Annotated in this window: 19 protein-coding genes and 1 riboswitch; of the genes, 4 read left to right on the top strand and 15 right to left on the bottom strand. The window is 67.4% G+C overall.

The features are described 5' to 3' along the window. Positions 1-143 precede the first annotated feature (143 nt). From V3W46_RS15915 to V3W46_RS15905, 3 genes are all read right to left on the bottom strand, one after another. Positions 144-2,171, bottom strand: a complete 2,028-nt coding sequence (locus tag V3W46_RS15915) for an ABC transporter ATP-binding protein (RefSeq protein ID WP_331784121.1) — start codon at positions 2,169-2,171, stop codon at positions 144-146. 49 nt (positions 2,172-2,220) lie between these two features. After that, positions 2,221-2,436, bottom strand: a complete 216-nt coding sequence (locus tag V3W46_RS15910) for a hypothetical protein (RefSeq protein ID WP_331784120.1) — start codon at positions 2,434-2,436, stop codon at positions 2,221-2,223. A 64-nt stretch (positions 2,437-2,500) separates the two neighbouring features. Then, positions 2,501-3,892, bottom strand: a complete 1,392-nt coding sequence (locus V3W46_RS15905) for an MFS transporter (RefSeq protein WP_331784119.1) — start codon at positions 3,890-3,892, stop codon at positions 2,501-2,503. A 248-nt stretch (positions 3,893-4,140) separates the two neighbouring features. On the opposite strand from V3W46_RS15905, the gene V3W46_RS15900 reads away from it, so the two are divergent. Beyond that, positions 4,141-5,667, top strand: a complete 1,527-nt coding sequence (locus tag V3W46_RS15900) for a hypothetical protein (RefSeq protein ID WP_331784118.1) — start codon at positions 4,141-4,143, stop codon at positions 5,665-5,667. Then, on the top strand, positions 5,664-6,095 hold the full coding sequence (locus V3W46_RS15895) for a GtrA family protein (protein ID WP_331784117.1): 432 nt from the start codon (positions 5,664-5,666) through the stop codon (positions 6,093-6,095). The genes V3W46_RS15900 and V3W46_RS15895 overlap by 4 nt, the downstream gene beginning before the upstream one ends. 38 nt (positions 6,096-6,133) lie before the next feature. On the opposite strand, the gene V3W46_RS15890 is transcribed toward V3W46_RS15895, so the two are convergent. Genes V3W46_RS15890 through V3W46_RS15870 form a run of 5 tightly spaced genes read right to left on the bottom strand, consistent with a single transcriptional unit; the run spans position 6,134 to position 10,686 of the window. After that, complete coding sequence (locus V3W46_RS15890; RefSeq protein ID WP_331784116.1) at positions 6,134-6,955, bottom strand: sugar phosphate isomerase/epimerase family protein; 822 nt, start codon at positions 6,953-6,955, stop codon at positions 6,134-6,136. Beyond that, entirely contained in the window at positions 6,952-7,746 is a 795-nt protein-coding gene (locus V3W46_RS15885; protein ID WP_331784115.1) for an NAD-dependent epimerase/dehydratase family protein, read from the bottom strand. Before V3W46_RS15885 ends, V3W46_RS15890 begins: the two co-directional genes overlap by 4 nt. After that, positions 7,743-8,555, bottom strand: coding sequence for a glycosyltransferase family 2 protein (locus tag V3W46_RS15880; protein WP_331784114.1), 813 nt, complete (start codon positions 8,553-8,555; stop codon positions 7,743-7,745). The genes V3W46_RS15885 and V3W46_RS15880 overlap by 4 nt, the downstream gene beginning before the upstream one ends. A gap of 9 nt (positions 8,556-8,564) precedes the next feature. Further along, positions 8,565-9,557: a hypothetical protein gene (locus tag V3W46_RS15875; protein ID WP_331784113.1), complete on the bottom strand. Its 993-nt coding sequence runs from the start codon at positions 9,555-9,557 to the stop codon at positions 8,565-8,567. Then, positions 9,544-10,686, bottom strand: a complete 1,143-nt coding sequence (locus tag V3W46_RS15870; RefSeq protein WP_331784168.1) for an FAD-dependent oxidoreductase — start codon at positions 10,684-10,686, stop codon at positions 9,544-9,546. The genes V3W46_RS15875 and V3W46_RS15870 overlap by 14 nt, the downstream gene beginning before the upstream one ends. 342 nt (positions 10,687-11,028) lie before the next feature. Here V3W46_RS15870 and V3W46_RS15865 point away from each other — a divergent pair, with 342 nt between their 5' ends. Continuing rightward, positions 11,029-12,126 (top strand): acyltransferase family protein, encoded by a 1,098-nt coding sequence (locus V3W46_RS15865; protein ID WP_331784112.1) that lies wholly within the window; start codon positions 11,029-11,031, stop codon positions 12,124-12,126. 32 nt (positions 12,127-12,158) lie between these two features. On the opposite strand, the gene ribH is transcribed toward V3W46_RS15865, so the two are convergent. The 5 genes from ribH to V3W46_RS15840 form a co-directional block, all read right to left on the bottom strand. Continuing rightward, positions 12,159-12,653, bottom strand: coding sequence for a 6,7-dimethyl-8-ribityllumazine synthase (ribH, locus tag V3W46_RS15860; RefSeq protein ID WP_331784111.1), 495 nt, complete (start codon positions 12,651-12,653; stop codon positions 12,159-12,161). A gap of 77 nt (positions 12,654-12,730) precedes the next feature. Beyond that, positions 12,731-14,116, bottom strand: a complete 1,386-nt coding sequence (gene ribA / locus V3W46_RS15855) for a GTP cyclohydrolase II (protein ID WP_331784110.1) — start codon at positions 14,114-14,116, stop codon at positions 12,731-12,733. Further along, on the bottom strand, positions 14,116-14,841 hold the full coding sequence (locus V3W46_RS15850) for a riboflavin synthase (protein WP_331784109.1): 726 nt from the start codon (positions 14,839-14,841) through the stop codon (positions 14,116-14,118). Before V3W46_RS15850 ends, ribA begins: the two co-directional genes overlap by 1 nt. After that, complete coding sequence (ribD, locus tag V3W46_RS15845; protein ID WP_331784167.1) at positions 14,822-15,913, bottom strand: bifunctional diaminohydroxyphosphoribosylaminopyrimidine deaminase/5-amino-6-(5-phosphoribosylamino)uracil reductase RibD; 1,092 nt, start codon at positions 15,911-15,913, stop codon at positions 14,822-14,824. Before ribD ends, V3W46_RS15850 begins: the two co-directional genes overlap by 20 nt. Positions 15,914-16,020: 107 nt before the next feature. Beyond that, a riboswitch (FMN riboswitch) is annotated at positions 16,021-16,185 on the bottom strand. Positions 16,186-16,454: 269 nt separating this feature from the next. Continuing rightward, a complete protein-coding gene (locus tag V3W46_RS15840; protein WP_331784108.1) occupies positions 16,455-17,201 on the bottom strand; it encodes a polyprenol monophosphomannose synthase in 747 nt (248 codons plus the stop codon). A 58-nt stretch (positions 17,202-17,259) separates the two neighbouring features. Between V3W46_RS15840 and V3W46_RS15835 the strand changes: the two genes are divergently transcribed. Beyond that, positions 17,260-18,375 (top strand): FUSC family protein, encoded by a 1,116-nt coding sequence (locus V3W46_RS15835; protein WP_331784107.1) that lies wholly within the window; start codon positions 17,260-17,262, stop codon positions 18,373-18,375. A gap of 6 nt (positions 18,376-18,381) precedes the next feature. Here V3W46_RS15835 and V3W46_RS15830 read toward each other — a convergent pair whose 3' ends face one another. Both V3W46_RS15830 and trpS read right to left on the bottom strand, forming a co-directional pair. Then, complete coding sequence (locus V3W46_RS15830) at positions 18,382-19,230, bottom strand: cytochrome c oxidase assembly protein (RefSeq protein WP_331784106.1); 849 nt, start codon at positions 19,228-19,230, stop codon at positions 18,382-18,384. 213 nt (positions 19,231-19,443) lie between these two features. Continuing rightward, positions 19,444-20,466, bottom strand: a complete 1,023-nt coding sequence (trpS, locus tag V3W46_RS15825) for a tryptophan--tRNA ligase (protein WP_331784105.1) — start codon at positions 20,464-20,466, stop codon at positions 19,444-19,446. Between the last annotated feature and the right edge of the window lie 149 nt (positions 20,467-20,615).

Raw genomic sequence — 20,615 nt, 5'->3', positions numbered from 1 at the left:
ACGGCCGGGCGCCCTGCATGGCTGCCGCGGGGGTGATGAGCTGGCCGGGCGCCCTGCATGGCTGCCGCGGGAGCGATGAGCTGGTCTACGTCAACCTGCGGCTGCCGGCGGGTAGGAGCTGGCCCCGCGCCCGCGGCCGCCCCTCAGACCAGCAGCTGCCTCTTCGCCAGCTCGCGGTAGAGCGGCGTCGACTCGACGAGCTCGGAGTGGGTGCCCACCCCGACCACGCGGCCGTGGTCGAGCACGACGATGAGGTCGGAATCGACGACGGTCGAGAGCCGGTGCGCGATGACGATCAGGGTGCGGTTCTCGGCGACCGCGTCGATGGCTTCGCGCAGCATCTGCTCGTTGAGTCCGTCGAGGCTCGACGTCGACTCGTCGAGCAGCAGAATGGGCGGCGCAACCAGCAGGGCCCTGGCGATTGCCAGCCGCTGGCGCTCGCCGCCCGACAACATCACGCCCTCTTCGCCCACCGGGGCATCCAGTCCGAGCGCAGACCGCTCGAGCACCTCGAGCAGGTTCACTGCGCGCAGCACGTCGACGCACTGGTCGTCGGTGGCCTGCGGCGAGGCGAGCAGCAGATTCGACCGGATGCTGCCGGCCAGCACGGGCGCGTCTTGCTCGACATAGCCGATCTGCGAGCGCAGTGCGCGGCGGTCGAGCTGCCTGATGTCGGTGCCGCCCACGAGAATCTCGCCCGCGGTGGGGTCGTAGAACCGTTCGATGAGGGCAAGAATGGTGCTCTTGCCGGCTCCCGAGGGCCCCACGAGCGCCACGCGCTTGCCGAGCGGAACGCTGAAACTCACACCCCGCAGCACCGTGGTGCTCAGGATGCCCGGCTCACCGGCCTCGTACCCGCGGTCGCCCAGCAGAGCGGCCGCGTCGTCGAGCGAGCTCGTGCCGAGCGCGTCGTCGGCCGCATCGCCGCCGATCATGCTGCCGTCGGAGCGCGCCGCGATCAGCGGCGTGCCCGGGCCGGCAGTGCGGCCCAATGAGTCGGGTGAGCCGTCGCCGGCTGCGGCAGGTTCGGCGTACGAGAACTCGACCCCCCGAAACTCGACGGCGACGGGTGACGCACCGATCGTCGGTGGCAGGGACGTCATCGCGGCGCTCTCGCCGCGAGCCGCCTCGTCGAACTGCCCCTCGCTCGGCAGCGCGATGATCTCCTCGATGCGCCCCAGCGCCCCGAGCGCGGAGTTCACCGACGTGAACGCCCCGAACGCCTGCCCGAGCGGCATGATCATCATGAACAAAAACAGGATGAACGACACCAGCGACGCAATCGTGATCGCCCCGCTCGCCACCCGGAACCCGCCCACGCCGATCACGGTCAGAAACGCGACCTGCAGCGCGATGCCGGCGACCGGCACCACCAGCGCCGAGATCTTCGCCACCTTGATGCCCATCAGGTAGGCGCCGTAGGCGTCTTGCTCGACCGCTTCGATCTCACGATCGGTGGCATTGGCGGCCCGCACCGTGCGCACGGCGCTGATGGCCCGCTCGACGCTCGCGGCCAGGTCACCGACCTTCTCCTGCGCCTGCCGGCTGGCCGTGCGGATGCGCCCCGACAGCAGCACGACGACCACGACCGACAGGCCGACGACCAGCACGGTCAGCCCCAGCAGTACAGGGTCGATGATCAGCATCGCGATGAGCGCGCCGACGAACACGAAGGCGCCGCCGATGGCGTCGACGAGGCCCTGGGTCAGCACGGCTCGCAGCAGGGTCGTGTCGCTGCCGACCCGCGACACGAGGTCGCCGGTGCGGCGGGCGTCGAATTCGCGAATGGGCAGGTTGAGCATCCGTCGCACCAGCCGCCGGCGCGACGACAGCACCACGCCCTCGCCGGTGCGCTGCAGCAGGTAGTGCTGAAACCCGCTGATCAGGCCCGATACGACCACCAGAATCACGAGCATCCAGACGAGTCCGTTCAGCGACGACCCCTGCCCGACGAGCGTGATGACCTGGCTCACCAGCAGCGGCTGGGCGAGGCTCGTGGCCGCACCCACCAGGCTCAGCGCGATGACCAGCGCCAGCACCTTCTTGTGTTCGGTGAGGTAGGGCAGCAGGTCGGTGAAACGGGCGCGGGGGCCATCGTCGTCGCCCCGCCTCCGGCCTCGCCCGCGGCGACCGCCGCTCGCCGACCGTGCAGAGGTCTGTGCTGTGGTCATGAGTGCTTTCTCTCGTGTGCGGTCTGCGGCGGGGTGGATGCCCGGCTGCTCACCGCTTGCCGAATTTCTTGTGCACGGCCTGCTTGCTCACGCCCAGCGCCTGGGCGATCAGCTGCCACGAGGCACCGGCGTTGCGCGAGCGCCGCACTGCCACCGATTCGAGGCGGTCGACCTCGCGGCGCAGGTCGGCGATGGCATTCAGCGCACGAATCGGGTCGTCGTCGCCCGCACCTGCGGCGAGAGCGGTCACGGTGATGTTCTGCATGCCGTCAACGTTAGTTGACCGTGGCGCAGATTCGTCAACCATGATTGACGCCGTGAGCGAACACCTAGGTGAGGTTCGTCTGGTAGTCGACGTCTGCCGTGTCGCGGCTGATGAGCAGCGCGACGAGCGTGATGACGGCCATCGCGCTGAGGTAGATGCCGACGAGGATCGTGCTGCCGCCGGTCGCCGTCCAGAGGGCGACGGCGATGAACGGCGCCACGGCCGCACCGAGGATGGAGGCGAAGTTGTAGCTGATCGCCGAGCCGGTGTAGCGCACGTTGGCCGGAAAGAGCTCGGGAAGCACGGCGCCCATCGGGCCGAACGTCAGGCCCATCAGGGTGAAGCCGATGATGAGCAGGGCCATGGTTCCGACGAAGCCGCCGCCGAAGAGCGGCACGAACAGCAGACCGAAGACGATGATGCCGATGGTGGTGATGATGAGCGTGCGGCGACGGCCGAAGCGCTCGGCCAGCGGGCCCGAGACCAGGGTGAAGATGCCGAAGAACACCACGCCGACGATCAGCATGATCAAGAAGTCGTTGCGGTTGTAGCCGAGGCCCGGAACGAAGCCTGTGGCATTGAACGTCGTGCCGGCCTTCGTGGCCGCCGCCTGGCCCTGGGCGACCGACGAAGCGGTGGTGCCGTAGGTGAGCGTGAATGTCGTCATCAGGTAGAACAGCGTGTAGGTGGCGAGCATGATGAACGTGCCGAGGATGAGCGGCCGCCAGCTGGTCTTGAACACCCGGGCGAGCGGCACCTTGACCACGTCGCCGGCCTCGACAACGCGCTGGAACGCCGGCGTCTCGACGAGCCGCACCCGAACGTAGAGCCCGACGACCACCAGGATGGCGCTGGCGATGAACGGCACACGCCAGCCCCACGCCGCGAAGTCGGTGGCGGAGAGAGCAAGGTTCAGCCACAGGAAGACGCCGTTGGCGATGATGAAGCCGATCGGGGCGCCCAGCTGGGGGAACGTTCCCCAGATCGCCCGCTTGCCGGCCGGGGCGTTCTCGGTGGCGAGCAACGCCGCGCCGCTCCACTCGCCGCCGAGGCCGAGGCCCTGGGCGAACCGCAGCACGGTCAGCAGAATCGGCGCCCACAGTCCGATCGAGGCGTACACCGGCAGGCAGCCGATCAGCACGGTCGCGATGCCCATCACGAGCAGCGAGGCAACGAGGGTCTTCTTGCGGCCGATGCGGTCGCCGAAGTGGCCGAAGATGATCGAGCCGATCGGCCGCGCAACGAACGCCACACCGAACACCGCGAACGACGTCAGCAGCCCGACGCTCGGGTCGGTGGTCGGAAAGAACAGTTTCGGAAACACCAGCACCGCGGCGGTGGCGTACACGTAGAAGTCGTAGAACTCGATCGACGTGCCGATCAGGCTGGCGAGAACGACCCGTGACCGGGTGTTCACGGCAGCGGGTGCAGAGGGGGAGAGCGTTGGCGAAGACATGACGGCTTTCGAACGAAGACTCGTGAAGAGTGTGTGACGGAGCACAGGTGCGTCGGCTGCGTCGATCGGGCGCAGAGTCGACCACGATGTGACGAGAGGCGGGGGCTGGTTGGCCCGACCCCCGACTTTACTCCTGAATTCGCGCCCCGCGCGCCTGCGTCAGGGGGCTTGCGCTCGCCGATCGGCGTGCCGTGCCTCTCGCATTGGGGGTACTGGTGCGAAGTGCCGCACTCGTAGAGTTGTCGTCTATGACCGTGCGTGAACAAGCCTCGGCTCAGCCACGACTGAGATCACGCGCGGCACCGATCCTGCTCATCGTGGTCTTCGCCGTCATCATCGCCGGGTCGTTGTTCACCAACCGCAACTTCTGGTTCGACGAGGCGATGGCCTACCAGGCGATCGCGAACGAGGCGTTCCTCGCGCCCGGGCAGCCGATGCTCCTCTTCGAGCAGACGATGCCCTACGGCGTCTACGTGATCTTCAAGGTGCTGGTCGACGCCGTCGGTCTCAATGAGACGGTTCTGCGCATACCCGAGTTTCTCGCCTACATCGTCGGACTGGTCGCCCTCTACCGCGCGAGCCGGGTCGTACCGGGCACGTTCGGCCGACTCGCCACCATGGCGGCCGGCGGCCTCGCCATGTGGGTCGTCTCCGAGTCGGCGATGTTCAAGCACTACATCTTCGAGTACGCGGCAGGTGCGCTCATCCTCGCCGCCGGCTACACGCTGCTGGCGTCGAAGCTGCGCACCCGCTCGGTCGTCGCGTTCCTGGTGATCTCGGTGGTGTCTGTGCTGTTCTCGAACACTGCCCCGCTCGCCACCGGAGCCGTCGCGATCAGCGTGCTCATCATCGCCTTCATCAGCGATCGGGTGGCCCTCAGGGCGGCCCGATGGAAGCTGATCGTCGCCGGGGTCGTCTACCTCGTGTGCTTCGCGATCGTCTACCTCACGGTGATCAAACCGGCGGCTCTCTACCAGCTGAGCCTGCCGTTCTACCAGGGTGCCGGGCTCAGATCGCTCGCGACGGCCCTGGCCGGAATCTGGGCGCCGACCGGCAAACCCCTGTTCCTGCTGTTCGGCGTCGCCATCGGTGTCGTCATCGTGATCGGCATGGTGCTGTCGAGACGCCGCGGCGTCGTGCAGTGGTTCCCGTACCTGGCCCTCCTCTTCACTGTCGTGGCGATGGTCGGCGGCACCCTCGTCGGCCTGACGCCCTTCAGCAATCCGCGGCACGTCTTATTCGCGACACCGGTGATCGGGCTGGCCTTCGGGGCCGCGGCTCAGGCCATCTGGGTCGCTCTCGCCCCGCTGCGGCGACGTTCCGTCGTTCTGCGGGTCGCGGCCGGCACAGCCGCTGCGGTGGTCGGTGTCGGCTTTCTGGGCATTGCGGTCTACGGTTCGGTGAACAGACACGAGGAGGTCGGGCGGCTGCTGGCCGCCGGCGACTCGGTCTGCGATGCGACCTACGTCGACTACAGCTTCCAGCCGGCCGCCGAGATCTACATCGCGCGCGATCACCTCGGCATCGACCTGCAGGGCGAGGTGGCGACCGTTTCGGGTCTCGGTGCCGACTCCTGGTTGCAGAAGGTGCGCGACAACATGCCGGCCTATCAGGCGGCCGCCGTCTCCTACTTCGAGTCGAACGGCCCGGGTTGCCTGCTCACCACGCCCACGCCGGCGACGGATGACCTGCTGAAGCCGCTCGCAGCAGCGGGTATCACCTGCACTCCGGTCGACAAGCTCGCCGGGGTCGGCCTGTATCGATGTGGCGCATGACCGCCCGCGAGACGGTCGCCGACGAGGTACCCGCCGGCGGACGCTTCGGCCCCCTGGCCCGCCAGTTTCTGAAGTACTTCGGCGTCGCCGCCATCGGCCTCGTCGTCGACTTCGGCCTGCTCGTGCTGCTGACCAGCGGTTTCGGATTGAACCCGGTGCTCGGCGCGACCGTGGGATTCATCGGGGGGCTGACCGTGACGTACTTCCTCAGCGAACGTTATGTGTTCAGCTCACCGAAGATCACCCATGCCGGTCTGCGCTTTCTGATCTTCGCGGCGATCGGCCTGGTGGGGCTCGGCCTCGTCGACGGCATCGTCTGGTTGCTCACCGAGCAGCTCGGCGTGTTCTACGTGTTCTCGAAGATCGTCGCGACAGCGGTGGTCTACGTGTGGAACTTCTTCGCCCGCCGCACGATGTACCACTCCTGACGGCGTCGCAGCACGACGCCCGCCGCAGACGCCCGCCGCTACAGAACGTCGGCGTAGTGACGCCGTGCGACCCCGACCGCGCGCCGAACGCGATCGGCGGCCTCGCCGGGTGCACCGGGTCGCATCTCGATCGAGACGACGTTGCGGTAGTCGATCGCCGCGAGGGCTCGGGCGGCCCTGTCGTGGTCGACCTCGGTCTCTTCGATCTCGCCGAGCTGCGGAGCGCTGACGTGGAAGTGACTGATGTGCGGGTTGCCGGTGATCGCCGTGTAGGAGTCGTCACCGGCGAGGGTCATCCCCGCGACATCCAGGTGCAGTCCGAAGCCCTGGTTGGCCACCCGGGCCACCAGGGCTGATCCCTGCTGGGCCGTGTACACATAGTTGCAGTCGTACGCCGTCGGGTTCGGCTCGAGCAGGAGCTGCGTGCCGCTGGCTGCGGCGATCTCGCCCAGCAGGCCGAAGAAGTCGGCGGCGATGTCGTCGGCTTCTGCGTCGCTCATGCCGGGTGGCACCCGCCTGTTCTTCGGGGACCCGAAGACGAGCACCGAGGCGCCCATGCGTGCGGCGAGGTCGATGAATCCGGCCAGATGATTCTGGGTCGCTCGGCGAACATCCGAGTCATCGAACACCGTGAGCTCGGGCCGGCCGAACAGCATCGACTGGAAGGCGACGACAGAGACGCCGTGGTCGGCCCAGAACGACAGGTAGTCGGCCACCTGCTCGTCTGAGGCCGCGAGCGGGTCGGCGAACACCTTGGTCGGGGCGATCTCGACCGCCGACACCGACAGGTCGGCCAGCGCCTGCGCGACAGCAGCTTCTTCGTCTGCGGGCCACGCGATGTTCGATACGGCCAGCGTCATACGGTCGCCCGCTGCGACGAGACGAACGAACGCAGCTCGGCCAGAACCTCGTCGGCGCTGTACAGGTAGCCGTTCTGCCCGCCGAACTCGTCGGCGTACAGACTGCGAAAATCGTAGCTGCCCGCAACAGAACCGGGCGGCTCGTTGTCGAACTCGAAACCGAAGGCTTCGCGCGCCACCACTCCGGTCGACACCGGTTCGGTGGCGAAGTTCACCAGCCGCAGCCCGGCCGCCCGCGCCGTCTCGATGTCGGCCCAGAGGCGGCCGAGGTTGTAGTACTGAAAGGTGCCCCGATGGTCGATCTTGTCGGTGTTGTTGTCATGCAGCAGGTCGAAGATGACATTCTTCTTGATTCCGGCTCCGAACAGGGCCGGCAGGCGAACGACCAGAACGCTCTCGAAGTGGTCTGCGGCAAACCGTTCGAGCTCGGCACGGTGCAGCCCGTACGCGTGCAGGCCGGGCGCCGGTACCGGGGTCGACTCGTCGACACCGACGGGCGATGCGTACACGTCGACCGTCGAGATCAACACGAGCTGGTTGGCCCTGAACGAACGCAGGGTGTTCTTCAGGCTCTCGATGTGCACGCGATCGGTCTGCGGGTCTTGGTTGATGCGCCACTTCTCTGCTCGCGCGGCCGAGAACACGACCGTGTCGAACTCCCTGCCCTCGATCTTCGCCACGTTCGCCGAGTTGAACAGGCCGGCGAAGGGATGCTGCGCCGCGAGGTTCGAGCCGACGAATCCGGTGTGGCCCACCAGCGCATCACCATGGCTCGATCGTGCGGTGTTCACTTCTGCGTCTCCTGCTGGTATCGATATCTGCCGGTCACCGCGTTGAACAACACCTTCAGCACGTGCGCGTTGCCTTTCAGGGGGCTGATCTTCGTCGGCACCTTGCCGTGCGCCGGATAGGTGCGACTCACCGGTGTCTCGATCGTGCGAAAGCGCTCGAGGCGTGAACTCTCGAGGGCGAGGTGGTAGTGCAGCTCGTACGTGACGAAGACGTCTCGAAACACGGCAACCTCGTCGTCGGCGAGCAGCCGGCGACTGTACGCGCGAAACCCGTTCGTCGTGTCGGTGTGCCGGGTGCGGGCCGCCACGCTGATGGCCGGAGCGTGCAGCAGGCGAACCGAGACCAGCCGTACGAGGGGGGTGTTCACGGCCTTGCCACCCGCGATGAACCGGGAGCCCTGGATGTGGTCGTACCCGGCGTCGAGCAGCGCGATGAAGTCGGGAATGGCGTCGACTCCGTCTTTGCCGTTTCCGTCGATGACGACGACGCCCTCGTAGCCCTCGTCGAGCGCCCACGCGAATGCGACGCGCATCTGGGCGCTGAGCTTGCCGGCGCCCGTCTTGGTGAGCAGCGCGCGCACGCGATTCTCGCGGAGGTAGGCGAGGTCGAGGCTGCCGTCGGTGCTGCCGCCGTCGGCGATCACGATGTCGATCTGGTCGGCGAGGGGCGCCATCCGGGCGAGCTGGGCCCGCACCTTCTCGCCCTCGTTGATGACGAACACGACGACGCAGTACTTCGTGCGCTTCGGCGCCAGCACGTCGGTGCGCGAGGCCGGTACGTCGTGCGGTGTTGCTGTTGTGATGGTCACTCGGGGCTCTCAGCTGCTCAAGTTGCGTCGGTCGAGGTCGGCGATGAGGGTGTCGCTCTCCATCTCCTCCATGATGAAGTACACCGGTTCGCGCCGGGTCTCAGCGAGCACGCGGCCGATGTACTCCGCCTGCACGGCGAGGATGATCGAGAAGATGAAGAACGTGGCCGACAGCTGCAGCGAGGTCGTCGTCCACCCTGCGACCACATCAGTGCTCACGAGTCTCAGAATCACCACGTAGAACGCGTACAGCAGGTTGGCCACACCGGTGAGAACGCCGATCAGGGTCACGAACCGGAGCGGATGCGCCGAGTAACTGGTGATCATCTCCAGGCCCTTGATGACGTCGTTGCGCAGCGATCTCACGCGATGCGACGAGTCGAGGGGAATGTATTCGTAGTCGGTGAGGCGGTATCCGATGTGGCGGATGAGGTGCCGCAGGTAGCGCAGGCTCCGCGACGCATTGGCGAGAGAGTTCATGGCCCGGCGTGTCAGACAGGCGAGGTAGGTGGCCTGGGGCGCGATGTCGACGTGCAGGTAACGGCGGTTGTAACCGTAGAACGCGCGTCGGCCGAGCTTTCGAACGCCCGATCCGCCGATGGGGGTCAGGCTGATGCCCTGGATGACGTCGTTGCCCTTCATGGCCAGGTCGACGAGGTCGGGAACGACGCCCACCGGGTCGAGCTCGGGCGTCAGATTGACCACGTAGTCGCCGATCGCCGACTCGAGCCCCGCGAAGATCGCCGTATCGACCGAGAATTTGCGCGAGAGCCGCAGCACCCGCACGCACGGCAGCACGCGCAGAAGGTCGCGGATGTCGGGAATCTGATCGGGGCTGATGCCGTTGATCACCGCGACCAACTCGTAGTTCGTGTAGTTGTCGCTGAGCACCTGGTGCATATCGGTGATGAACTCGGTGGCCCGCGAGACGTTCTCGTCGAGCACGGCGACGACCGACACGAAGGCGTCGACCTTGCCGGTGGTGGGCTTAACGATGGGCACGGGTGAGCTCCAATTCGGCCAGCACATCGTAGATGTTGTCGAGTTTGCCGCCCATGATGCACGTGTAGTTCTCGATGCCGTGGTCGGGTCGGTACAGGATGGGCCGCGAGTCGTCGATGTCGCTCTTCGCCAGCACGGTCTTCACCTCGCGAATGGAACCGACCTGTTTCATGGCAGTGAGCGATGGCACGTAGCGCAAGACGTCTGCGCGCATTCCGGCATAGCCCGAGCGGCCGTCGCCGACGCTCATGACGCTCTGCGGATCGAACTCGTTCTGCCCTTCGCCCTCTCTCCAGCGGTAGCGCGGCGTGAAACGCACGTGCGAGAGCGTGTGCACCTTGCGGCTCGGAAACGGCATGAGCGAGAAGAACGGTCCGTCCATGACGGTCAGGCCGATGCCCTGCAGCTCAGACGGCAGTTCGACCAAGGCCATCTCGCTGATCTCGTGCTGCAGCGAGACCTGGTCGAGGTGGGATGACCGGTGCAGCACGTTGATGCGCGAATAGGTCGCACTCACCACCCGATCTGCCGCGTAGTCTCCGCTCGAGGCAGACACGCCGACCCGGCCGCCGGGAAGACCGGTGACGGTGTCGACCTCGTCGCCGAGGCCCACCTCGATACCACCCACCCGCTCGACCCTCTGCATGACGATCTCCCGCAGAATGCGCGCATCGAACGCCGGTTCGCGCACGACGTAGCTGCGTTCGATGCGGCCCGAATGGAACAGCTCGGCCACTTCTTTGGGCGCCGGGCCCCAGTAGGCGCCGACCCGATCGCAGAACAGCTCGAACTGTCGGGCATTCACCTTCGACAGAATGCGCGCGATGGCGTAGTAGTGGTCGAAGTTGTCGACGATGGCGTCGCTGTACTCGGCGACGAACGACGGAAAGTTCACGCGCGAGCGATAGGCCGTGAGGATGCTGCGGGGGTAGTGATACCCGTTGTGAACGCGGGCCTGGTTGACGAAGCTCGCTCGGTTCATCACCTCGGGCTCCCTCTCGAAGACGCGCACGTGCTTCACGCCGAGACTCTCGCGCAGAAAGAGCGCGACGCGCAGGCCATAGAAGCCGCCGCCGATCACGGCGGCGCCGATGTCTGTTCTACCGCCGACGGCGGGCGCTATCGGCATCACGCGTTCACGGTAACACGGGCCTCACGCTGTGTTCTCGCCCCACTACTAGGGGCAGTCGAGGGCGCCCGCGGCCGGCTCGGTGCCCCCGTTCATCGGCACCCCACTTCGGGGATGCCCCGTACTGGGTGATGCATTCCGCGACAGATCGACGTTACTTTTAGTACGCAACCTGAACTGCGGAGCTGTTCCGGTCACCTACGTTCCTAGCCACGGTGAACCGGAGCAGCCGCTCAGAAGACGTGCCCCCGGTGGCCGGGCGTGAGACGTTCGACCCCTGTTTAAGGGTAGGGCCTTTTCGATGAATCGCGGTTAGCGTGAGGGCGTCGGATTGGAATCCCTGTGCAGAAAATCAAGCTGAAATACGAAGGCATCCAGGCCTTACGCTTCGGCGCCGCCATTCTGGTGGTGATCACGCACTCGACGCTCTACGCGCAGGATCGACTCGATCCGTCGATCGATGTCTGGCACTTCGGCGAGGTCGGGGTCGACCTCTTCTTCATCATCAGCGGTTTCGTGATGATGATCTCGACGCGCTCCATCGACGGCAGCCCAGACGGGTGGAAGTACTTCGGTATGCGTCGTCTCGTGCGCATCGTGCCGATGTACTGGATCGCGACGACGGTGAAACTCCTGACGCTGGTCGCGATACCAGGGCTGGTGCTGCACGCGGTGCTGAATCCGGCCAACGCGGTGCTCTCCTACTTCTTCCTGCCCAGTCGCAACATCGACGGGTCGGTCGAACCGTTGCTCGGGGTCGGCTGGACACTCGTCTTCGAGATGGCCTTCTACGCGGTGTTCACGCTCGCACTGCTGTTCCGAGCCAACGTGCTGTACTTCTGCGGCATCGTTCTCGGCGCTCTCGCGATCGCCAGCATCTGGCGCCCCGACGGGGAGTGGCCGGTACCGACCTTCTATCTCAACCCGATCGTGCTCTACTTCCTCGTCGGCATGATCATCGGCAAGTGGACGGGTGACAGGAAGCACCGCGAGGCCATCACCTGGCTTCTCGGTGTGATCGCGCTCTGGGCCGCCATCAGCGTCGGCTCGAGTCTCGTCGACGGAACCGCGTGGCAGCCGGCCAGCCTGATCAGGAACGCCAGCTGCACGGCCGTCGTCGTCGCCATCGTGTTGATCGAACCGTTGACCGGCCGGTTCATTCCACGCCCCGTGACCTACATGGGCGACGCCTCGTACTCGCTCTACCTCTTCCACCCCCTGCTGGCGCCGATCGTACCGGCCGTTCTGGCGGGCATCGGCCTGCGCAGTGTGGGCCTGTCGATCGCGCTGAGCATCGTGGGAACGATCATCGCGGCGGCACTGATCTACCGCTTCGTCGAGAGCCCGCTCACGGCCTGGCTGCAGAGACGACTGCCGTACATCAAGAGAAAACCGGCGGCCACCGTCGAGGTGCCGGCCACCAGCGCGCAGCTCAGCTGAGCTGGGGCGACGCTCGAACGACGCCGCCCGCGTCAGCCGGCGAGCGGATGCCCGGTGCGAATCGATCGCAGGGTGAGTGCGGTGGCGACCGCCGCCTCAGCGGCCTCGGCACCCTTGTCTTCGCGCGAGCCGGGGAGTCCGGCGCGGTCGAGGCCCTGCGCCTCATCGTCGAGGGTCAGAACGCCGAACCCGACCGGTTTGCCGGTCAGAACGCTGACCTGGGTCAGGCCGCTGGTTGCGGCATCCGACACGTATTCGAAGTGCGGGGTGCCACCACGGATGATCACGCCGAGGGCGACCACGGCATCCGCCCCGGCCTCGAGGGCCGCGCGGCTGACGACGGGCAGCTCGAAGCTGCCGGGCACGCGGAGCTCGGTGACGTCGACGTGGGCCGCCGCGAGCGTGCGATGGGCGCCGGCGAGCAGGCCGTTCGTGATCTCGTCGTGCCAGCGACCGGCGACGATCGTGACCTTCAGGCCGGTGCCGTCGAGGGGGGTGGTGGAGGTGGGGGTTCCGGCGCCGCTCATGGGGTGGGGGCCTTTCTTCGGGTGGTCGGGATGATCGGGGTGATGGGGCTGGCGTCAGACGCGGGGATCGGGCCGGGTCAGCTCACCCGAGCCGGAAAGAAGTGCCCCATGCGGTCGCGTTTCGCGTCGAGGTACGAGGTGTTGGCCTCGCCCTCGCCGACGATGAGCGGCTCACGGGTCGAAACCTCGATGCCGTGCTCTTCGAGCTGCCGCACCTTGTCGGGGTTGTTGGTCAGCAGCCGCACCGAGGCGACGTCGAGGTCGTGCAGAATCGCGGCCGCGGCGCCGTAGTCGCGCGAGTCGACGGCGAACCCGAGGGCGACGTTGGCGTCGAGGGTGTCGAGCCCGTCTTCCTGCAGACGGTAGGCGCGCAGCTTGTTGATGAGACCGATGCCGCGCCCCTCCTGGCCGCGCAGGTAGATCACCACTCCGCCGCGTTCGGCGATGAGGTCGAGCGAGGCGTCGAGCTGTGGGCCGCACTCGCACTTCAGCGAACCGAAGGCCTCGCCCGTCAGGCACTCCGAGTGCACCCGCACCAGGGCGTTCTCGTGGCTGGGCTCGCCGGCGATGATGGCGAGGTGGTCGGCCCCGGTGATGAGGTCGTGGTAGGCCCTGAACCGGAACGGGCCGTGGATGGTCGGCACTTCGGTCTCGACTTCGAACCGCACCCGGTCGAGGTCGGTCGTGGCTGCGGACGCCGGGGGGGTGTGCGAATCCCGTGCGGTCGAGGTGGCGTCGCGGGTGGCGGTCGTCGACGAACCCGAACCGGCGCTCGAACCGGCGCCCGAACCGGAGCCCGAGCCAGAACCTGAACCGGAGCCCGAGCCAGAACCGTCAGCGTCAGCCGCCGCGGCGTCGTGCGCATCGAGCCACTCGACCAGGGCCGCGATCGTGGTGACCGGCAGACCCTCCCTCTCGCCGAGGGTGATGAGGCCGGGCATCCGCGCCATCGACCCGTCGTCGGCCACGATCTCGCCGATGACGCCCACGGGGGTGAGCCCCGCCAGCTTCAACAGGTCGACGGTGGCCTCGGTGTGGCCGGCACGCTGCCGAACGCCGCCGTCGACGGCCACGACGGGCAGCACGTGCCCGGGCCGGATGAAGCTCGCCGGTGTCGAGGCCGGGTCGGCCAGGGCGCGCAGGGTGACCGCGCGATCGGCGGCGCTGATGCCGGTGGTGACGCCCGACGAGGCATCGACGGTGATCGTGTAGGCGGTGCGCAGGCTGTCTTCGTTGCGCACGACCATGGGCGGCAGCTCGAGGGCGGCCGCCCGCGCCGGGGTCATCGGGGCGCAGAGAAACCCGGAGGTGTGGCGCACCATCCAGGCGATCCATTCTGGGCCGGCCAGCTCGGCCGCCAGAATGGCGTCGCCCTCGTTCTCGCGGTGCTCGTCGTCGGCGACGATGACCGGCTTGCCGGCGCGCAGGGCGGCCAGAACCTCGGGGATGCTCGACAATGCCATCAGTTGCTCCTCTGGCCGGATGCCCGAGCCGGATCGCCGGCGGGGGCGTCGGCGCCGGTCGCGCCGGTGAACGACAGCAGGCGCTGCACGTGCCGCGCCAGAATGTCGGTCTCGATGTTGACGACGTCACCCACGGCGAGGGTGCCGAGGGTGGTGGCTGCCAGGGTCTCGGGGATGAGCGACACCTCGAACCAGTGTCCGCCGCGCGCGCCGGTGAGGCTCACAGCAGCCCCGTCGCCGACTGCCTCCGTCTCGGGATGCCCGTGACCGCCGTCGACGTCAGAGACCGTCAGCGAGACCCCCGCCACCGCAATCGACCCCTGGTCGACCACGAGGGGGGCGAGTTCGTCGCTGAGGCTGAACCGCAGCACGCTCCACGCCTCACCCGGAGTCACCGAGAGCACCTCGCTGGTGCCGTCGACGTGCCCCTGCACGATGTGCCCGCCGATACGGTCGCCCACCAGGGCCGCCCGTTCGAGGTTGACCCGGTCGCCCGGCCGCAGCGCTCCGATGGTGCTCATGTCGAGGGTCTGCTGCATCACGTCGGCCGTGAACCCGGCCGTCGACTGCCCGACGACGGTGAGGCACACGCCGCTCACCGAGACGGAGTCGCCGTGCTTCGTGCCGTCGACCGCGAGCGGCGCATTCAGCGTCAGCCTGATCACGTCGGCGCTCTGTTCGAGGGCGACGACCTCGCCGATCTCTTCAATGATTCCGGTGAACAACAGGTTCTCCTTCGCTGGTCGGGAACGTGACGGTGGGGGCATGCGGCCGCAGCACGAGGCGCAGGTCGGTGCCGAGCAGGTCTGCCGAGACGAGGTCGAGCCGCCGGGCATCCGTCATCGAGGTGACGCCGAGGTCACCGATGGCGAGGCGGGGGCCGCCCAACAGCACCGGAGCCACGTACGCGACGATCTCGTCGGCCAGGCCCCGGGCGAGCAGGGCCCTCGCGAGCGTGGGGCCGCCCTCGACGAAGACCGAGCGCATGCCGCGGTCGAACAGGTCGGCGAGCACGAACTCGACGTCGCGCGTGCGGTACTCGAGGGCGGTCTGCGGATGCCCGGCGAGCCGTGACCCGGGGGCGATGCCCCGCTCGCCCACGACCACGGGTACCGGCTGGTGCCCGTACAGGCTCTGGTCGCCGGCCCGCGCCGTGAGACTCGGATCATCGGCCAGCACCGTACCGGTGGCGACCATGATCGCGTCGTTGAGGCTGCGCCGCAGGTGCACGTCGGCGCGGGCGGCGTCGCCCGTGATCCACTGGCTCGTGCCGTCGGCCGCGGCGGTGCGGCCGTCGAGGCTCGCCGCCCACTTCACCGTCACGTAGGGGCGCCGGGTGCGCATCGAGGTCAGCCACGGTCGGATGCTCTGCTCGACCTCGTACCGGAGCAGGCCCCTCTGCACGCCGACCCCGGCGGCCGCGAGCCGTGCGCCGCCGCCCGCCGAACGAGCTCCGGGGTCGTCGACGGCGAAGACGACCTCGGCCACTCCGGCCGCGATCAGCGCCTCGGAACAGGGGCCGGTCAGCCCGGTGTGGTTGCAGGGTTCGAGGGTGACGACGGCTGTGGCGCCTTGCGCGGCGCCGGCATTCTGCACCTTCGAGAGAGCGTCGACCTCGGCGTGGGCGGTGCCGGCGCCGCGATGCCAGCCCTCGGCGAGCACGCGGCCATCGGGCGCGAGCAGCACGCAGCCGACCTGGGGGTTGACGCCCCACGCCGGTCCACGCTGCGAGAGTTCGATCGCCCGGCGCATGGCGGCCCCGACCGGGCGCGCGGCAGCACCGTCAGAGCCGAGCATGTCGCTCGGGCTCGTGCCAGGTGCGGCGGTCATCCGGAATCCTCGTCGTCGACGAACTCCGGGAATGCGCGATGCGCTCGAATCGGGTTGCCAGAACGAACCCGAAACGTGTGCACCTCTCATCCGGACTACTGGCGGCGTCGAAACGCCGTCATGACCGTCGGTTCTGGAGTTTCACCAGATCAACCTCAGAGCCACCCACGGTGTGGGCCGCCCATCAGTTCGCGGACTATAACCGCCGGTTCGGATTCTCACCGACCCCGGAGCACGGTGCTAGTTTAGTACGCCGCCGCCCCTGCGGCGCGTCGCGCGTCATGATTCGCAACCTGGGGTGCTTGGCCGCCTTCGACGCTGCCCGCGCGCCAGTCGCTGGTCGAGTAGTCGCGCAGCGACGTATCGAGGCCGAGGTGGGGTCGGCCGGTGCCGACGGGTGGGTTGACCGGCGGTTTCGATACACCCTGCTACGCAGGGCTACTCAACCTGCGCCGCCACCGGCCACGTGACCGCGCGGGCGGCGGCGGGGTGCGGCCCGGCGGGCGGGCTACTTGACGGCGAGGGGCTGCGACTTGGGGATGCGGCCCAGGCGGGCGGCGATGCCCCAGGTGGTGACCTTCGAGAGGGCCTCGACGACGATGCCGGTGGTCATCTTGGAGTGGCCCTCGAGGCGCTCGACGAACGTGATCGGAAACTCGCGCACGACCCCGCCCGAGCGCTCGACGAGCCACGCCAGCTCGATCTGAAAGCAGTACCCGGCAGAGTCGAGCTTCGACAGGTCGAGCGCCCGCAGGGTGTCGGCGCTGAACCCGCGGTAGCCCGAGGTGATGTCGTGCAGCTTCGAGTTGAGCATGATGCGGGCGTAGGTCGTGCCCGAGCGGGAGATGAGCTTGCGGTACCAGGGCCAGTTCTCGGTCTTGCCGCCCGGAATCCAGCGCGCCCCGATACCCAGGTTCGCGCCGCCGTCGAGCAGCTTCAGCAGCCGGCCGAGCTCTTCGGGCTGGTGCGAGCCGTCGGCATCCATCTCGATGATGTAGTCGTAGCCGTTGTCGAGCGCCCAGCCGAAACCGGCCACGTAGGCGGTGCCGAGCCCGTTCTTCTCGGTGCGGTGCATGACTTGAACCCGGGAGTCTGCTGAGGCGATGCCGTCAGCTATGCGGCCCGTACCGTCGGGGGAGTTGTCGTCGACCACAAGAATGTGTACCCCGGAGTCGGAGACCAGAATGCGGTCGATGATCGCCGCCAGGGTCTCTTTCTCATTGTACGTGGGGATGACAATGACAGCTCCAGGCAATGGGCTACCTTTCTTTGGGACTGACCCAATATACGGTATGGGCTTCTAGTGTTGGTGTGTGAACGCCACCAACTGGTTCAAGGGTCGACGCATGAACGTGGCCGCCCTGTCACCCGACCGCTACGCCAAGCTGATTCTGTCGAGCTCGCGCATTCCGTTCCTGCAGGTCGTGAAGACCAGTGTCGCCGCGATTCTCGCCTGGGTGGTCTGCGTGCTGCTGCTTCAGGGGCTGACTCCGCTGTTCGCGGTGATCGCCGCCATTCTGGTGGTGCAGCCCAGCGTGACGCAATCGGTGGGCAAGGCGCTCGAGCGGTGCGTCGGCGTCATCATCGGCGTGATTCTGGCGTACTTCATCGGAATCACCGTGGGTCAGTCGTCGTGGGCCATTCTGCTCGCGGTGGTCGTCGCCCTGCTGCTGGGCTGGGCCCTGCGGCTCGGGGTGACCTCGTCGATCCAGATTCCGATCAGTGCGATGCTCGTGCTGGCCCTCGGTTCGACCACGCCGGGGTACGCCATCGACCGCATCATCGAGACCGTCATCGGCGCCCTCATCGGCGTTGCTGTGAACCTGCTGATCGTTCCCCCTGTGGCTCTTCAGCCGGTGCACGAAGCGGTCGCCGATCTCGGCAACGAGGTGGCGAACATGCTCGACACGATGTCGCGGATGCTCAGCAAGCCGTCGAGCTCGAACGACCGCACCGCCATGCTCGTCGAGGCGCGGCTGCTGACCCCGATGCGCGCAAAGGCTGCAGCGGCCCTCGCGAACGGCGAGGAGAGCCTGAAGTACAACCCGCGGCGATCGGGCCACCGCGACCTGCTCGAGCGCGACGGTCAGCTGCTGGCGATGCTCACGATCCTGGTGACGCGGGTCACCGGAATGGCGCGCGGCGTCGTCGACCACTACGACGGCGACCTGCTCGACGAGCCGATCGTGGCAGAGATCGCGTCGGAGATGGCCCGCGCTGCGCACGACCTGAGACTGGTCATCCTGAACGCCGACCTGCCGGGCACCGAGCCCGAACCGGTGACCGACGAACTGCCGGCGCTGACCGCCCCTCTCGCGGTCGCCGTGCCACGGTCGCAGCACTGGGTGCTGCTCGGCTTTCTGCTCGAAGACCTGCGGCGCATCCACGAAGAGCTCGTCACGGCCACCGAGGGGTCGCGCGCGATGTGACGTCGCTCAGTCGGTGCGGTTGCCGAACGCCTTCAGGTGCGCCTTCGTCAGCTCTTCCATCTGCTCGTCGGTCAGTTCGTCGATCTGCTTCGCCTCGGTGCGGTCGTGCTTCGACCACCGGATGAACAGCAGAATCAGAATCGGAATGTCGGCGATCTCGGCGATGAACCACAGCAGGTCGCCCGACAGCTGCTGGTCGCGCAGCGGGCTCGGAAACCACAGGGGTACCGCCGTGGTGATCGGCCCGGCGTGGTCGAGGATCGAGTCGTTCAACCGCAACAGGATGCCCGGAATGGCGTCGATCACCAGCTCGACGAACGCGAGCATGAACTCGGCCGCGATGAACAGGCTGGTGCGCACCACCACGAGCTCGGTGAGGGGCAGCACCATGAAGAGTCCGACGGCGGGGATGATGAGCCCGATGGCGTCTTGCGCCACGGGCGACTCGCGCAGCGTGCCGGCGATCGGTGTCAGAAAGACCGAGAACGCGACGAGTGCGAAGACGGGCCCGAACACCGCGTTGCCCATGATGCCGACCAGTTTCGAGTCGAGAAACCAGTTCAGCGCACTCAGCGGTCGCCCGGTCAGCGCGGCCCGTGCCAGCTCGACCGGCTTGCCCGTGGCGAGCAGGGCCGGCACGGCGAAGAGCAGCAGCGCGATGCGGGTGGTGAAAGCGAACCGCAGCTCTTCGCTGTAGGTGCCGAGAAAGCCGAACTCGATGAACGCGTACGAGCCCAGGCCGAGCACGTAGAAACCGAGGGTGGGCTTGATGCGCCACTGGCCGCCGTGCCGCCTGACGGCGAGGATGCCCGCGAGGTACAGCACCGCCGCGATGACGATGGCGACGACCCCCACCGCGTCGGGCTGCCACGTGGTCAGGAACGTGAGAATGTCAGGCGTGGGGGTCGCTCCTCGGTGGGGTGCGGGTGTATCTCGTCACTCCATTATGCGCTGCCTCGCTGGTTGCGTAGCCGCGCGTAGCGAGGCGTATCGAAACCGGCACCCTGAGGCGGGCGGTTTCGATACGCGCTTCGCGCTACTCAACCAGCGGCGGCTGGGCCTGCAGAATCAGACGAGGTGCACACGGCGGCGGGGGAGGAAGCCGACGCGGTCGTAGACCGTGGCGAGGGTGCCGTCGGCGACCTCGTTGGCGCGGTCGGCCGCGGTGCCGAGAATGCGGTCGAGCTCGGCCGGATCGCCGAGCAGCTCGAGTGCCCGCGTGCGGATCGGCGCGACGGTGTCGATGACCACCGTTGCCAGCGCCTTCTTGAAGTCGCCGTAGCCGCGGCCCGCGAACTCCGCCTCGAGTGACACGATCGACTGTCCCGACAGCACCGAGAAGATGGTCAGCAGGTTCGAGATGCCGGGTTTCGTGGCGGGGTCGAACACCACGCCGCCGTCGGCGTCGGTCACTGCGCGCATGATCTTCTTCTGCGTGACAGCCGGCTCGTCGAGCATCCAGATCACGCCGGCGTGCGACTCGGCCGACTTCGACATCTTCGACGACGGGTTCTGCAGGTCGAAGATCTTCGCGGTGGCCTTCAGGATGTACGGCTCGGGCACCACGAACGTGTCGCCGAAGCGGCTGTTGAACCGGGTGGCGAGGTCACGGGTCAGCTCGACGTGCTGGCGCTGGTCTTCACCCACCGGAACCTCTTCGGCCTGGTACAGCAGAATGTCGCCGGCCTGCAGGATGGGATAGGTGAAGAGGCCCACCGACGCGGCATCCGACCCCTGCTTGGCGGCCTTGTCTTTGAACTGCGTCATGCGGCTCGCCTCGCCGAAGCCGGTGATGCAGTTCAGCACCCAGGCGAGCTGGGCGTGTGCGGGCACCTGCGACTGCACGAAGAGTGTCGACTCGGCCGGGTCGATGCCCGCGGCGATGTACTGCGCAACGGTGCGGCGGGTATTGTCGCGCAGCTCGGCGGGGTCTTGCGGAACCGTGATGGCGTGCAGGTCGGCGAGCATGTAGAACGCCTCGTGGCTCGACTGCAGCTGCTTCCAGCTGAGCAGGGCGCCCACGTAGTTGCCGAGGTGCAGCGATTCGGCCGACGGCTGCATGCCCGAGAGCAGGCGGGGTTTGCTTGTCATGATCGAGATCCTAGGGTTTTTCGTTCGCCGGTCGAGTAGCTGCGAAGCATCGTATCGAAACCGAGGTGCGGGAGGTGGGTGGGTAGGGGTGCCGGTCTCGATACGCGCTTCGCGCTACTCGACCAGCGTGGGTCTCGATACGCGCTTCG

The sequence above is a fragment of the Subtercola sp. YIM 133946 genome, from assembly GCF_036553535.1.
GTDB lineage: Bacteria > Actinomycetota > Actinomycetes > Actinomycetales > Microbacteriaceae > Subtercola.
This window is presented reverse-complemented; position numbering and strand designations above follow the sequence as displayed.